This window comes from Paenibacillus sp. MMO-58, from assembly GCF_037146255.1.
Lineage (GTDB): Bacteria > Bacillota > Bacilli > Paenibacillales > Paenibacillaceae > Pristimantibacillus.
In genome coordinates, this window is sequence record NZ_JBBCVY010000007.1 from 252,058 (window position 1) to 267,205 (window position 15,148).

Annotated in this window: 14 protein-coding genes; 4 read left to right on the top strand and 10 right to left on the bottom strand. The window is 52.0% G+C overall.

Annotated features, from left to right (window positions below; genetic code table 11):
- The first annotated feature begins 4 nt into the window (after window positions 1–4).
- The 3 genes from WFJ73_RS21385 to WFJ73_RS21395 are packed head-to-tail and all read left to right on the top strand — an operon-like array spanning window position 5 to window position 3,225.
- Entirely contained in the window at window positions 5–1,366 is a 1,362-nt protein-coding gene (locus WFJ73_RS21385) for an ABC transporter substrate-binding protein (protein WP_336774971.1), read from the top strand.
- Window positions 1,367–1,418: 52 nt separating this feature from the next.
- The gene (locus WFJ73_RS21390) at window positions 1,419–2,387 is read left to right on the top strand and encodes a carbohydrate ABC transporter permease (protein ID WP_336774972.1); all 969 of its coding nucleotides are present in this window, start codon (window positions 1,419–1,421) and stop codon (window positions 2,385–2,387) included.
- A gap of 19 nt (window positions 2,388–2,406) precedes the next feature.
- Window positions 2,407–3,225, top strand: coding sequence for a carbohydrate ABC transporter permease (locus tag WFJ73_RS21395; RefSeq protein WP_336774973.1), 819 nt, complete (start codon window positions 2,407–2,409; stop codon window positions 3,223–3,225).
- A 231-nt stretch (window positions 3,226–3,456) separates the two neighbouring features.
- Here the strand turns inward: WFJ73_RS21395 and WFJ73_RS21400 are convergent, their stop codons facing one another.
- The 6 genes from WFJ73_RS21400 to WFJ73_RS21425 all read right to left on the bottom strand — a co-directional run bounded on the left by WFJ73_RS21400 (window position 3,457) and on the right by WFJ73_RS21425 (window position 9,020).
- The gene (locus tag WFJ73_RS21400; protein ID WP_336774974.1) at window positions 3,457–4,266 is read right to left on the bottom strand and encodes a DUF4358 domain-containing protein; all 810 of its coding nucleotides are present in this window, start codon (window positions 4,264–4,266) and stop codon (window positions 3,457–3,459) included.
- Between the two features lie 27 nt (window positions 4,267–4,293).
- Window positions 4,294–5,445, bottom strand: coding sequence for a DHHW family protein (locus tag WFJ73_RS21405; RefSeq protein WP_336774975.1), 1,152 nt, complete (start codon window positions 5,443–5,445; stop codon window positions 4,294–4,296).
- Between the two features lie 17 nt (window positions 5,446–5,462).
- Window positions 5,463–6,872: an MBOAT family O-acyltransferase gene (locus WFJ73_RS21410; protein ID WP_336774976.1), complete on the bottom strand. Its 1,410-nt coding sequence runs from the start codon at window positions 6,870–6,872 to the stop codon at window positions 5,463–5,465.
- Between the two features lie 6 nt (window positions 6,873–6,878).
- A complete protein-coding gene (locus tag WFJ73_RS21415; RefSeq protein ID WP_336774977.1) occupies window positions 6,879–7,370 on the bottom strand; it encodes a DUF4358 domain-containing protein in 492 nt (163 codons plus the stop codon).
- A 145-nt stretch (window positions 7,371–7,515) separates the two neighbouring features.
- Complete coding sequence (locus tag WFJ73_RS21420) at window positions 7,516–8,058, bottom strand: NADPH-dependent FMN reductase (protein ID WP_336774978.1); 543 nt, start codon at window positions 8,056–8,058, stop codon at window positions 7,516–7,518.
- 83 nt (window positions 8,059–8,141) lie between these two features.
- Entirely contained in the window at window positions 8,142–9,020 is an 879-nt protein-coding gene (locus WFJ73_RS21425; protein WP_336774979.1) for a LysR family transcriptional regulator, read from the bottom strand.
- Window positions 9,021–9,144: 124 nt separating this feature from the next.
- Here WFJ73_RS21425 and WFJ73_RS21430 point away from each other — a divergent pair, with 124 nt between their 5' ends.
- Complete coding sequence (locus WFJ73_RS21430) at window positions 9,145–9,885, top strand: SDR family NAD(P)-dependent oxidoreductase (protein ID WP_336774980.1); 741 nt, start codon at window positions 9,145–9,147, stop codon at window positions 9,883–9,885.
- 2 nt (window positions 9,886–9,887) lie between these two features.
- On the opposite strand, the gene WFJ73_RS21435 is transcribed toward WFJ73_RS21430, so the two are convergent.
- The 4 genes from WFJ73_RS21435 to WFJ73_RS21450 form a co-directional block, all read right to left on the bottom strand.
- Entirely contained in the window at window positions 9,888–11,036 is a 1,149-nt protein-coding gene (locus WFJ73_RS21435) for a Ger(x)C family spore germination protein (RefSeq protein WP_336774981.1), read from the bottom strand.
- Window positions 11,037–11,051: 15 nt separating this feature from the next.
- A complete protein-coding gene (locus WFJ73_RS21440) occupies window positions 11,052–12,512 on the bottom strand; it encodes a spore germination protein (protein ID WP_336774982.1) in 1,461 nt (486 codons plus the stop codon).
- On the bottom strand, window positions 12,509–13,603 hold the full coding sequence (locus WFJ73_RS21445) for an endospore germination permease (RefSeq protein ID WP_336774983.1): 1,095 nt from the start codon (window positions 13,601–13,603) through the stop codon (window positions 12,509–12,511). The genes WFJ73_RS21440 and WFJ73_RS21445 overlap by 4 nt, the downstream gene beginning before the upstream one ends.
- A gap of 127 nt (window positions 13,604–13,730) precedes the next feature.
- On the bottom strand, window positions 13,731–15,032 hold the full coding sequence (locus WFJ73_RS21450) for a glycosyltransferase (protein ID WP_336774984.1): 1,302 nt from the start codon (window positions 15,030–15,032) through the stop codon (window positions 13,731–13,733).
- Window positions 15,033–15,148 lie beyond the last annotated feature (116 nt).

The window sequence follows — 15,148 nt, forward strand, 5'->3', positions numbered from 1 at the left end:
CATTATGAAACGTCTGGCAAAAGGCGCTATCGCCCTTATGACGGTAGGTTCGCTTATCATGGCTAGCGCTTGCGGAGCAAACAGCAGTTCGACCAATACTTCCGGCAACGCAGCGGCAAATTCCAGCAATCAAGCAGCCAATCAAGCAGAGCTCGGAAAGCTTGACCCGGCTAATCCGACAAAGGTTACGTTCTACTCGTATAGCCTTGCTTACCCGACGATGAAAGCCGGCATGGAGCAGCTGATCAAAGAGTTCAACGACACGGTTGGCAAGGAAAAAGGGGTTATTGTTGAAGGGGTTCCCGACGCCACTTTCCAACAGTACAAAGCGGATATCTCGGCTGGCAAAGAAGTCGATGTCGTACAGCATACGTTCAACCTGCTCGACAGCTCCCGTCTTGGCCTTGGCTTCAAAGCCTACGAGGACGTATTCCCTAAGGCAGAGCTGGACGAGCATCTGAAGGACATCTCGCCAAATGCGCTTGAGCTTGGCAAAATCGACGGCAAAATGTACGGGCTTGCCTTTACCTTCAGTACGCCAATCGTATTCATCAACGGCAAGCTGTTCGAAGAAGCCGGTCTTGATCCGGCTAATCCGCCAAAAACTTGGGACGAGGTTAAAGCCGCATCGCTGCAAATCAAGGAAAAGACCGGCAAAGACGGCTTTGGTCTCTCGCCTCAGAACGGTTGGGTAACCGAAGGTCTGATCTTGAGCAACGGCGGCCGCGTATTGTCCGAAGACCGCAAGCAAGCTGAGTTCGCCAGCAAAGAAAGCGTCGACGCGATCTCCATGTGGAAAGACCTGTACATGAACGGTGCATCGGCTAAAGGTACGGACACGGAAGTTTCCGAGCAATTTATGGCTGGCAATCTAGGCATGTACGTATCCTCCACTTCGCTGTACAGCGGCATCAAGAAAGCTTCCGAAGCCGGCGGCTGGAAAGTATACGGCGGCGCTCTCCCGCAATTCGGCGATAAGGAATCCATCCCTGTCAACTCGGGCTCCGTCCTTGCCGTTCGTCCGGATTCTCCGAAGAAAAATGCAGCCGTATGGGAATTCATCAAGTTCGTTACCGGCGACAGAGGGTACACCATCATCACTTCCCAAATCGGTTACCTGCCGCTTCGCACGAAGCTTGCCGACGACCCGAACGGCCTGAAAGATTTCGTTGAGCAAAATCCGCTCTACAAAATCAACCTGGAGCAGCTGTCGCGCATTCAACCGGTCGCCATCTGGCCTGGCGACAGCGCAACGGAAATGGTAACAGCCTTCACCGACGCGATCGTAAAATCCGTTTCGACGAACGCTGACGTGGAGCAGACGCTTAAACAAGCGCAAGATCAAATCAACAGCTTAATGCCTTAATGAACAGCCATAACACTTGGAGAGAGTGACTCTCCGTAGGAAAGGAATCGTTATGAGCCAAACCTTCGAAAATTCGTATGCCCCCCCTTTAAAGGGGAGCCCCGCAATTGCTCAAAGACGTCTGAATAAAGCCAAGCTATGGCGGCGGCTCAAACCGTTCGTTTACTTGGCTCCTGCCATTATCCTGTTGTCCGTCTGGATGTACAAACCGCTCATTACGACGTTCTACCTGGCTTTTCATAAGTGGAACATGGTCCCCGGAACAGACAAGAAATTCGTCGGACTGGAAAACTTCGATAAACTGTTTCATAACCCGGCCTTCCTTGATTCCATTGGCAACACCGTTTTCTATACGGTAGGACTGCTTCCGTTTTCCATTCTGATCCCGCTTGTCCTTGCCGTCGTTACCAACAATATGAACGGCAAGATGAAAAACTTTTACCGAGGCATCTTCTTTATTCCCATGATTCTGGCCCCCGTGTCGGTGAGCGCCATCTGGCGGTGGTTATTCCATCCGTCGAACGGCGTAGTCAACCATATCTTGCTTAAGATGAACCTGATTGATCAGCCCATCGCCTTTTTCTCCGACGCGAATTTCGCGAAGTGGATTATTCTGCTCATTACGGGCTGGAAAATGATCGGCTTCAGCGTCATTATGTTCTCGGCTGCTCTAACCGGCATTAACCGGGAATATTACGAAGCGGCTGCCATTGACGGCGCGTCCAGCATGCGCCAATTCATTAACGTTACCGTTCCACTCATGTCGCCAATGATTATGTTCATGATGATGATGAGTATCCTGTTCTCCAGTCAATGGACATTTGCTTATATCGATATTTTAACGACGGGCGGTCCATACGGTACCTCTACGAACATTTACTACGAAATGTACCGTTTCGCGTTCTCGAATTTGAATGCAGGCTTCAGCTCGGCTGCAGCGCTTGTCTTCTTCTTTATATTTGGCGTCATCGCGCTCCTTATGAATGCGGCGTCGCGCAAGCTGTCGTTCTACGATAATTAACGGTGAAGGAGAATGTTCGATGAACCAACGTTCCCCGGTACTGGCGTTCCTGCGACATGGGGCGCTGGCGCTGATGTGTATCATAGCGATTATTCCGCTGTATTGGATGGTTATCTCTTCGCTTAAGAACGACTCTGAGATTTTTACGTCCAGCATCTTTCCCAAAGCGCCGACCTTCAGCAACTATACGTATGCCTTTTCCCAGATGCCGATTGTGCGGATGATCTTTAACTCGTTTGCCATCTCCATTACGATGACTTTGCTTCAGCTGGCAACCAGCCTGCTTGCGGCTTACGCTCTCGTACGCTGGAGATTCCGCGGCAAAGGTCTGATCTTCTCGGTTTTGAGCCTAACCTGGCTTATTCCGTTCCAGGCGATTATGATTCCGAACTATGTTCTGGTTAACGACCTGGGACTGAATGACTCCATGCTTGGCATCGTGCTTCCGTTCTGCGTATCTACCTTTGCCATTCTGTCGCTCTATCAGTCGTTTCAATCTTTCCCCGGCGTTCTGATTGAGGCGGCCTGCATCGACGGCATGAACGATTGGGATATCCTTGTGCGGCTCATTATTCCTAACATTAAATCGGGAATCGCTTCGCTTGGCATCATCTCGTTCATTAATGCCTGGAATGAGTATTTGTGGCCGATGTTGATTACGAAAAAAATGGAGCATTCACCGATTCAGATCGGCCTGAAGCTGTTCGTCAATTCCGACACGAATATGTGGGGCTCCCTGATGTCCGCCACCACCGTCTCCTGCCTGCCGATCCTGATTATCTACCTGCTTCTCCGCCGGCATATCGTGGATTCGTTTATCCGTTTCGGGATTAAGTAACCGGTTATCATTCAAAAAAAGCCATGAACTCCTATGACGGAATTCATGGCTTTTGGTTTATCGCGCTTTTCTCTTCCTCCGATGGTAGATCAACCACCCCATCCAACCGAGCCCCAGCGCGAGCAGTACGCCAAGCAGCACAATATAAGACAGGTGAAACAGGGATTCATTCATTTGGGTAACCTCCTTACGCCAGCTCTTACCCAAATAGGATGAATCTAACGAGCCAAATTATACGGCTGCCTTGAATGCTTTCACCAGATCATCCGCGCTCTCCGAGATGACAAAGAGGACATAGTTGCCCTGCACGACAATTTTGTAGTTTTTCGCATTCTCGTACTGATCCTGCAAATACGATTCGAATTGCTTCTGAACCGCTTCGGCGCGCTTGACCATGCCTTTCTTCACGGTGTCGATATCCTTTTCCTTCTTCACCTTGAACACGGCAATCTCGTTTGTCTTTACGTTCATAAGCGGCATGCGGCCGGAGTAATCGGCAAGCGTCGAGGTATCGATGCCATACATATTCTTCACGTCATCGGCTGCCATCGCGATCAGGGCAGGCTGCTCGACCGCTTTCAGCATCGCATCGATGACATCGCTCGCCGCAGTCTCAACAGCTGGGCTTGGGCTAGGCTTGACGGTTGGCTTCGGGGTTGGCTTTGGCGTCGGCTTTGGCGCAGCAGATGGCTTCGCGCTTGGCGAAGGCGTTGCCGCCGGCTTCTTTGCCGGCTCGGAAGGCTTCGCGCTAGGTGCCGGTTCCTTCGGCGGCGCCGGCGTCTGGCTTGGTTCGGCAGAGGCGCTAGGCGAAGGATCCGGGCTTGCGCTCGCCGACGGACTTTCGGCCGGAGTCTCCGATGCTTCTTCGCTTGGCTGCGCATCCGGGCTTACGGACGGGCTTTCTTCCGCGGGAGCCGTGGCCGTAGGAGTTGGTGAAGCTGCCATATTATTGCTGCTGTTATTATTATTGCCGCCGCAGGCGCTGAGCACGCCGCCCATAATCATAGTCGTGAGAAGAAGAATGATGGCGCGTTTTTTCATGCAAGAAACTCTCCCTTGTTATATCGATTATTTATTAAGCTTAAGAATCTCGTTGTTCTCCGAGAAGGTTGCCGTATTAAACAGCATAAGCGTGTGGCTGATGCCGTTCGCTTTCCTGTATTCGCTAATGCTGCCGTTGTAGTAGCGCATGTCAATGACATGAATTTCTTTGACATGCTGCGTCAGGAAAGGCAAGACGCTATGAGCATACGAATCCTTGACCACAAGCAGCTTGTCCAGATCCTCTTCGCCTTCCGGAATATCGCTGGTCAGCGTCATAAGCGCATGAACGCCGCCGAGGAAATACGAGTATTTATCTTTTTTCGCGAGGAAGCTCTCGTCGTACAAGCCGCTTGAGGTCGTATCGGTATCCGCTACATACACCGACGTGTCCACCGGCTTCTTCGGCAGAAAGACCTGTAGCGGATCCGGCTTCACCAGACTGAATTGTCCGCGCGTATGGTAGCTCCCGAGGAAGGAATCGCTTACGGTCTTGACCGTATATTCCAGCAGCGGATGCGGGGTCCAGCCCATCCGTTTCGCATAAGCCTCATAGGCATAATAAGCGCCAAGCGTCGTCCAATGGTGGTCGGTGCGGTAATAGATCGCGTCGGAGACATGCGGCATCAGAACGTCGAACCCGTTGATATACGTCAGATTGGCAGTTCCCTGCAGCCCTACCCCTACCGCTCTGTTCACCTGATCCTGCCGGTCATGCGGCGCTTTCCAGGGAAGCTTGTCCGGATAAAGGCCAATGGATGTCGGCGCAAGCAGAAACGTCAGCTCGGAGTCCGGGTTAGAGGAAGCAAAGTCCTTCACTGCACCCGTATATTGAGCCAGCAATGCCGGATCCGGCTTCGTAAACTTCTCGAACAGGTAACCGTCCTTCCCTTTGTAAATCCCGTTGTTCTCCTGCTGAAGCCGCAGCTGCTCGGAGAGCGACTTCACCCACACCCACTGCCCGCGAAGCGGAAAATGGTCCGTAACGAACGTTTCCGCCTCCTCCGCGAACTGCTTGGAAATCAGATGGTCCCAGGTCAGCTTGGGCTCCGCCTGCAAATAGCGGTTCTCAAGCTCGGAGAACTTCCTCGCCGGCGAGAAGAGGAAGATCAGGGCGAGAACAAAGATCGTCCCGACAAACCAGATGGCGAGCAGACGGTCGGTTTGTTTTTTCATCATGGAGGTCCCCCTTGCTGTCAGAAACGGAAATACAGGAACGGATTAAACGTCGCGTCGACGAGATAAGAGACGGAGAGGAAGAACAGGACAAGCAGCCAGGCAAAGCCGGCAAGCGAGCGGACGGCCGATAAGCTGCCGTTCTCCCGCGAGTACGCCGTCCGCTTCCTCCAGGCGATTGAGGCCAGCACAAGCACCGCGAGCAAGACCAGGTTCGTGTACAAGTAATACACCGTTCCGTCATTCCAGAGCGACTGGCCGCTTAGGCCAAACATTGCTTTCAGATAGCCGCCAACCTTCGGCAGCTCGTCGAAGGCGAAGAGCACCCACCCGATCAGGATAAGCAGGCTGGCGTAGACATGCCGGATCCAGCGCGGCGCGCGTGCGAGCAGCTTAAGCCCGGCCCATTTTTCGAAAATAAGAATAACGCCGAAATACAAGCCCCACAGCATGAAGTTCCATGCCGCCCCATGCCAGATTCCGGTCAGGACCCAAACAATCAGGATGTTGCGGAGCTGCTTCGTCAGACCTTTCCGGTTGCCGCCAAGCGGAATATAAACGTAATCCCGGAACCAAGTGCTAAGCGATATATGCCATCTGCGCCAGAAATCCGTAATGCTCTGCGCCGTATAGGGCTTATTAAAGTTCTCATTAAACCGGAAGCCGAACATCAACCCCAGCCCGATGGCCATATCCGAATAGCCGCTGAAATCGAAATAGATCTGGAACGCAAAAGCGATAATGCCAAGCCATGCGGTGAGCACCGGCAGCGTGCCCGCATCGGCTTCCGAAATCGCATGCCAGAGCAAGCCGATGTTATTGGCCAGAAGCACTTTTTTGGCCAGGCCGATAATGAAACGCCTTACCCCTTCCGCAAACATCTCCATCGACACGCGGCGTTCCTTCAGCTGCTCGGCCAGCGTGTTGTACTGCACGATCGGCCCCGCAACAAGCTGCGGGAACAAGGCTACAAACGTACCGAAGTCTATCCAGTTGCGCTGGGCCTTCGCCGTTCCCCGGTACACGTCGATAATATAGGACATGGATTGGAACGTATAAAACGAGATGCCGATTGGCAGCGCCAGCTCCGTCAGCGGAATATCCGTGCCGAGCAGGGCATTTACGTTGCGGATCGCAAAGTCGGCGTACTTGAAATACGACAGCAGCGCCAGGTTCACGATAACCGAGGCGACGACAATCGCTTTGCGCCGCTTCGCTCCCCATTCCGGCCGGCTTAACAGGAGACCAAAGCTGTAGTCGGTTACCGTCGAGATCAACATAATGACGATATAGACCGGCTCGCCCCAGGCGTAGAAGACAAGGCTGGCCAGAAACAGAATCAGGTTCTTCCCTCTTCTTGGCGACAGCCAGTAGAACAGCAAAACCGCCGGCAAAAAAATAAACAGGAATAACAGGCTGCTAAATACCATAGCCGGTTACTTCTTTTCGAAGAAGGCGTTAAAAGCGGTTACCATTTCATCCGCATGTTCATCGATAACAAATAACACGTAGCTGCCTTGTTCGGCTGTTTTATAGTTTTTGGCATTCTCGTATTGGTCGGGCAAGTAGCTCTCGAATTGCTTTTGAACATCTGCCGCACGCTGCTCCACGGCTTTCTTGACCGTCTCCAGGTCTTTGGCATCCTTCACTTTCAGAACCGCAACTTCATTAGTTTTCACGTTCATTAGAGGCGTCTTGATGGAATACGCTTCGAGAAGCGCCGGATCCAGATGATACAGGTTTTTTACCTCGTCAGCGTCAAGCTCCGCCTGCGGCGGCTGCTCGTATTGCTGCACAAGCTTACCTACCATTTCTTGCGGGGTTAACGAGGTTTCAGGAATTTTGTTGCTGCTGCCTCCATCCGAGCAGGCGCTCAGCGTCAGGCTTACGAGAAACGTAAACAAAAGAAGAAACATAGGCTTTTTCACGTCTTGCACTCTCCTTGATGTAGGGTAATGATATCGAATTCGATCATTGCTACTGACGTTAAATATGACAAGAAGGTTACACGATGCCGTTATTTAACAAAAAAAAGCACCCTCCTAGGAGGATGCTCTTCGCAAGTCAATCATTCTATTGTCTAAGCGTCTTAAGCGCGCCGCTCCAGGCAAGAACCTGGTCCAACATGCCGTTTACGTTCGTCAGATGAAGATCGGCCGGCTTGAATACCGAACCGTTCTCAAAGTCCGTGAACAGCGACAGCGCCGGGTGAACGCGTACGTCCGCGATCGACAGCTCGCCAAGAATGCCGCGAAGATGCTCTGCCGCGCGAGCGCCGCCCACCGAGCCGTAGCTCACGATGCCGGCTGCTTTGTTGTTCCAAGCCTCACGCGCGTAATCGAGCGCGTTTTTCAAGGAACCCGTGATGCTGTGATTGTATTCCGCTACGATAAACACGAAACCGTCGAGGCCCGCCAGCTTCGCATTCCAAGCGCCTGCTTGCTCCGAAGCATCCACTTCGCCAAACAGCGGCAGCTTGTAGTCTGCAACGTCTACGATCTCGTAGTTGGCATCGCCGCGTTTATCGGCAACACCCTTTACCCACTCGCCTACTTGCGGACATACGCGGCCCTGGCGCGTGCTTCCCAAAATAATCCCGATATTCAACTTAGACATGATAGACCTTCTTTCTTAGAGATAGTTAAACGATTTGAACCTTGCACTATCGTTTCCATATCATTCCTTCTCTATGCAGGGGTCTAAATCCTTTCCAAAGACTGCCTTAAATTCTCGTAAAGTTTGGCGGCTGCCGGCGATAACGGCGCGGCATGGCTGAGCAGCCCCATCAACATGTCTATCGATACGTCTTGAAGCTCTCTTATTTCCGTACCCTCGGGCAATGGCTCTAGGGCAGTCAGCGGAACAAGGGCGATGCCAAACCCTTGCGCCACATATTGTCTAAGCGCCGTCATGCTGCCGATCTCCATCGTCTCGACAGATAGAGCACCGTTATCCTGCAAAATTCTCTCAAGCTTCTTCCGATAGGGACAGCTCACCGCCGTAATAAGCAGCCGGTGCCCTTCCAAGTCGGCGAGCTTGATGCGTTCCATGCCGGTCAGCGGATGATTCTCCGGCAGCAGCACGACAAACTTTTCTTGAAACAACGGTTGGAAATACAATTCCTCTCCGGATTCCGGCGTGGAGCATATCGCAAAATCCAGCTCTCCCTGTCTCAGCCCGTTCACCAGCAGAGGCGTGCTGGCGATCTCAAGAGATACCTCAACCTTAGGATGTCCGTTCATAAAAGCCATAAGCAGCTGCGGCAGCCTGCGGCTGGCCGTCGGCTCCGTTACGCCAAGCCTCACCTTCCCGGCTTCACCGTTTTGCAGCTCGACCAGACTGCTCTGCAGCCGTTCCATCCGGCGGACAATATCCAGGCTCTGCTCATGGAACAGCCTTCCCGCTTCCGTCAGCCGGACCTTCTTCCCCCGTTCAAACAGCTGTACGCCCAGATCCGCCTCCAATCTCTGAATCTGCATCGTCACCGTGGACTGGGCGTAGCTCAGCTCCTCCGCCGCTTGATGGAAGCTGCCATGCCTGACAATGGCGTGCAGGGTCTTTAAGGTCTTCAGATCCATTCGTCTCCCATCTCCTCCAGGTGAATTCAATATTCTTGAATTCACCCTTCATTTTATTCAATTATACAAATCGGATAGCGGCTTATACAATGACATTAAGCGAAGATCCGGAGGAGGTCATCATATGGAACTAAAGCATAAAACAGCGCTTGTAACCGGAGGAGGAACGGGAATCGGACGGGCAACCAGTCTGGCATTAGCCAGCAAAGGCGCGTCTGTTGCCGTTAACTATTCGCGCTCCGCGCAGGAAGCAGAAGAAACCGTGCAGCTCATTCAGAGCATGGGCGGGAAGGCGATGGCCTTTCGGGCCGATGTGTCGAAGGATCAGGAGGTCAGAGACATGGCTGAGAGTATCGTCCAACACTTTGGCACCCTGGATCTGCTTGTGAACAATGCCAGCATCACCCGCCATATTCCGTTCTCCGACCTGGATGCCGCAACCGGCGAAGTGTGGGACGAACTGTTTGATGTTAACGTTAAGGGCATGTTCTATTGCGCAAGAGCTGCCGCTCCCCACATGAAAAAACAGGGACAAGGCGCCATCGTTAATGTCGGCAGCATCGCCGGTACTACCGGCTTAGGCTCGTCCCTGCCTTATGCGGTATCCAAAGCCGCCGTCCACGGCCTTACCAAGTCTCTCGCGCGGGCTTTGGCTCCTCATATAAGAGTCAACTGCGTGGTGCCGGGCGCCGTCGCAACCAGGTGGTGGGCCGGCCGGGAAGAACAGATGCTGCAGCTAGCCCCTAACCTGCTTCTGCAGCAAATCTCAACTCCCGAAGATATTGCCCGGCTGATCTGCGCTTCGCTGGAGCAGGAAGCCATGACCGGCCAGATTATTACCGTCGACGGCGGCCAAACGATGTAGCGCTATTTCACGATCTCCTTGTACTTCCCTGTGCTTGTAATTTTTACGGTAACCTGCACCGCGCCAAGGGAGCGCTCATTCAGAAAAAAGAAGCCTCCCTTGGTTAACTTATGGAACACGAGCGGACGCTGCCGGTACAGCGTCTCTTCCAGCTTGAAAGGATCGCAATGCTTCGCAACGCCAATCTTGTACGTCTTCTGAATTTCGGATTGGATAGCCTGCTCCGCCTTCTTCTCCATCACCGCGATAGTTGCATTATCGGAATCTCTGACGGTTCCTTTTGCCGTAACCTTTAGGTCGAACTTGACGTCTCCGTTGCTCTGCAACTTCGGAATCACCTTCATCTTGGGGTGTTCGAACTGAATAGCTCCTTCATGCCCGTCTTCCAAAGGAACTTGAAGGGTCGTCTTGCTGATATTTTCCGTAGCCCACCTCAGCCCCTTCAATTCCTCCAGGGACATCCAGTTCACCAGCCTGCCTTTATCAAAAAAGTACGCCCCATTCATCTCAAACATCCCGCGCTCGGCCTTATCCTCCAGCCAAGTGTGTTTATTAATCGAAATGGAAGGCAAATAAAGCGAGTTTCCGGGTTCATTCATATTTGCAATAATCCGGTTGCCGTAGTGGGCAATGACGTATGGACTTTGGCTGCGATTCTGCACGCTTGTGTACATAATGGTATCCAGCGGAGATAGATTAAAGATCGACTTTTGCGTTAGAATGTCCTCCATCTTCTCCTTCGTGCCGAATACTAGCACGTTATACCGGATCTCGTAATGGCGGTTTAACGTTGAGTACGTTTCTTTCCCCCCTCGCCTCATCAAATTCTCGCTTAGAACAACAGCCTTAAGATGCCCCCAGAACAATGGAAACTGCGAGGTCTCGTTCGTATCGGCGAGTGACAGAGCAAGCGTCTCCCCGTGCCCCTTTCCGATCCAGATCGGCACTTTCTTGCCCAGCGCCGTATTCTCGGATCTCGCGATATTGGAGAAGTTCAGCACCTGCACATACGTCTTATATTCGCCGTTCTCGTAATCCACCCCAAGAGCGGTAACATAAGCCATATTCTGGATATCTCTCGAGTTCGCGCAGCTTGACAGAAAACCAACGGCGAACAAGCAAATAAGCATTTTTCCGATAAGCAGCCGCATTCCTATTCCACTCCCTTACCGCTCGTCATCCTGATTTTGCAGGACGCCCGGACGCCGTTTCATTAAGAACCAAGGAAGCCTAAGGAACGAAGCCGCAACATCCTTGATTTTAAGCGGCGATAGAGGAGCAAGATAACTTACCCCAAACGACTGCTGGCTTCCCATAAGCGCAATAAAGATGACGATCCCAAGTATTACTCCGTACATGCCAAGGAAGGAGGACAACAAGAAGAAGAACAGGCGGATAATACTGACGACCGTACTTAACGACTGATTAACCAGCGTTACCCCTGAGACCGCGGTAATCGCGCCAATCACAACGACCGACGGCGACACCAGTCCCGCGCGGATCGCGGCATCGCCAATGATAAGACCGCCGATCGACGTCAAGGTCTGACCGATGGAAGTCGGCAGCCGGACGCCGGCCTCGCGGAAGATCTCCAGCAGCATAAGCAGAATAAACATCTCGATCTGCGCGGAGAAGGGCAGCCCGAGACGGGAGACCGATATGGTCGCCATAATCCGGAACGGCAGCTGGTCCTGATGGAAGGCCATCAGCGCTACCCAGATTCCCGGCAGGAAGACCGTTAAAAACAGACTGAACAATCGGATAAATCGCGCAAACGAGATATAAGTGTAATTGAAATGAATGTCCTCCGGCGATTTAAGCAGAAGGCTTAACCCCGCAGGCCCTACGATAACAAGCGGATTGCCGTCCATAACAATGAGGAACCTGCCGGAAAGCAGAGAGTTTACGCAATAATCGGGTCTCCCCGTATAATCCAGCAGCGGGAGAAGCTTGTATTTCGATCCGGTTAATGCCTCCTCCAGCTGGTTAATGGTGTAGAGACCGTCCGTATTAATGGACTGCAGGCTTTTATGTACCGCATTTAATAGTTTGGGACTAATAATGTCTTCGAAATAGAGCAGGGACAGCCTTGTCTTCGTCCGCTTGCCGATTGTATATTCCTTCACGTGCAGGGAATGGCTGCGCAGCCGTTTGCGGATGAGCGCTACATTGACGGACATATCCTCAATAAAGCCGTCTTTGGGTCCTTTAATGGAAATCTCCGTGCTGGATTCGCTTGGCATCCGCTGCGGGCGGTCGCTGATCCCCATATTGAAATAACGCTTCTCCTGAACAAAATAAAGAAATAGCCCTCCCTCAAAAACAATTTCATCAATGTCTTCCACGGTAGGTATTCCTTTATAAGTGAACAGAGACAGCCGGGAAATGATCTGATTCATGTCTTCTGCCGAAGCTCTGCCGGTTGCTTCGTAATACTCGGTAAGAACAGGCAGGACAAATTCGTGAATTTGCCCCGTATCGCAGAGCGCATTCGCGTACACCAGCACAACGGAAGGCTTGTCGCTTGCTCCAAACCGGCATGGCTTGACGAATACGTCAGCCGACCCCTGATATAGCTGCTTCAATCGTTCTTCGGTCCAGCTTACGCTGCCTGCTGCTGCTGTCATTGAGGCTCATCCTTCCGGTATGGTTTGGCAAACAAGGTAATCACCATCCATGTCAGTGTTATAGCCAGCAGAATAACAAAAGAAATAGGTAAAAACACTTTGTACATCCACTGGTAATAGGAATAATCATTCGTTCGAATGATGCCAATAAAGATATAGCTGGACATGATAATGGCCGTCGTCCATTTGCGCACTTTCCCCTTCATCTTCAGAGCATCGGTCAAGAGATACACCGCCATGCATATGCGAATGCAAGCCCCCGACATCCATTGAAAGATCGAGAAGAAATCGACATGCTCAATATATTGCCCCACCTTCACAAGACGCCACTGTTCGTAAGGGGAAGTCATCTGATTGGCCGCTTCCTTAGGTCCGAATTCGGAAATCGCCCCAACGATTGGCCCCAGCATAATCCCTATAATAAACAGGCTGTAGCCGAGAAGCTGCCACGTCTTGATTTTTTCGCTGAGCCTATGCTGCAGCAGAAGCAGGAAGACAACCTCGATATAACCGCTTGACGCGTACAAGATGCCGTCGGCAACAGGCGTCCATCCGTGCTCCAGAATCGGGGTTAGCAAACTGTAGTCTTTTTCCGAGTGGTTAAAGACGCTGACGAATACACCCAATACGCAGACAATGGGAAACAATACGCCCGCGGTTATCGCAATCGAGCGCAGACCCCATACCGTAATCAAAAAGCAGATAATAATTAGAGTAAGGACAAGCGCAAGCGCCGGGGAAGCCGGCAGGTAGTTGGTTGTATTCCACTTCACGGTATGGAGAACGGTTGTCGCCCCGATCGTATATAGAATGACGCAGACCGGAATAATCAGAATCCATGACACAATGGGATGAGTCTTATCCGAAATCCACTTCTGCCACTTCTGCTGGCCGGATTTTTTCATCATCCAGGTAAGCAGCAGGCACCATACAACATAAACAGCCCCTGTCACGATAACCGTAATCCAAGCATCCCGCCCGGAAGCATCAAGCAGCATAGGATTAACAATGACATGATTGATAAGGCCGTTAGTCAAAGCAAAGATCATAAGCAATTGGGTGATATTGATTTTGCTGGCCGTTCCATTCATAAGTTAATCATTCCGTTCCTAGCCTCCCCTTCGTACAGGGAGAAGATATGTTATTGATTCCCAATAGGGATGCCAAATTATTCATAGACACAAGAAGAAAGGCTCTCCGGGACGGAGAGCCTTTCTTCTAATGCCCCTCAATGGGCTGATTTTCAATTAACGGCTTTAGCCGGTTCTCCCATATCCACCTCGGATTGAATTGCTGGCGGGTAATGGTCTTGGCCTGAATAACCGGATTATTCTCCATCCGGCCCACGATAAGCTCCGCATGCTCGCGCAAATACGCCTCCTCCGAAGGATGATAGGTTTCCCTCGTATCCACGCCGAACCCTCTTGCATTCCATCTCATAAAATAGGCATGAAGCCGGTTGCCCAGCTCCTCCAATGCCGGTACCGCCTGGTTAAGGACAAGCATATTGCCCCGGCTGGCCGCCTCCAGCACGATAAGCCCAAAGGATTCCGAATAAGAGGTGCATATAAACAGATTGCTTAAGGTGAACAAATCCATGACTCCCGAATGAGGGAAACCATCCGGCCAGCCCAGGTCCGAGGTGAATACAAGGTCTTCCCCGCCAAGACCGTATAGCTCTCCTTCGCTCCTGATTCTCCGTTTGTAAGCAGCCGGCTCGATATCGAGGGACGGAAAATCGCAAAAGATCATCTTCACCCGTTTACCCGACACCGATCCTATTGCCCCCAGAAGCGCGGCAGCTTTCTCCAGCTGCTTGCCTGTCGTGAGCCGGCCCGGATAAACCGCCAGAATGTCCGGAGACAACAGATCGGTCCGCGATCCAAGCCGCTGCACCTCTTCCCCCATTTCGCCAAACAGATTCAAGCTGTTCGGGATCGCCCAACACAACTCCGGCGGGACATTGTATTGTGCCGCAAGCGCAGGCAGCCCCGACTCCGCGGGATAGAGATAAACGGTATTCGGCAGCGGCAGAAATCTAGCCGAGAGGGGCCAGTCCATCCGCTGTGGCCTAACGGCCGGATAGGAATGCGTCATGGCAAGGAACCGAAGCCGGGGCAGCCGGGCCTGCACCTGACGGACCGCAATATTATGAACGAGATGCCAGCCCTGGTACAAAATATCGTGGAGAAACACAACCTCCGCATCCGATAAAGCCTCGTATAGGCTGTCCGCAATGACCTCCGCCTCCTGGAAGAAGCTTGAATGGACTCGTCCCGTAGACTGCGTATAATCCACCCAATGAATCAGCTTGCCCTGCAGCCGGTTCGTTATTTTCACCCATTCAATCCGTTCATCGCTATAAATGCCGTACCGCTCGGTGTCCGGGCAGTCTTGACTGACGAGCACCTTGACGTCGGCTCCGCCGCCAAGCAGCATATGCAGATGCTCCTCCACAACGCTGACTAAGGAATAGGTCTTCGACAGCCCGTTGAACATGGTCAGAATCGCTACTTTCAACGCTCGCCCCCCTTTTTTTCGCGTAAATACTGTCTTGTATGCCTGATTAAAAGGGATTATGCATAGGTATCTAAGGTGTGCATATAGAGGGCTAATAACCGTACTTAGGAGGCGAT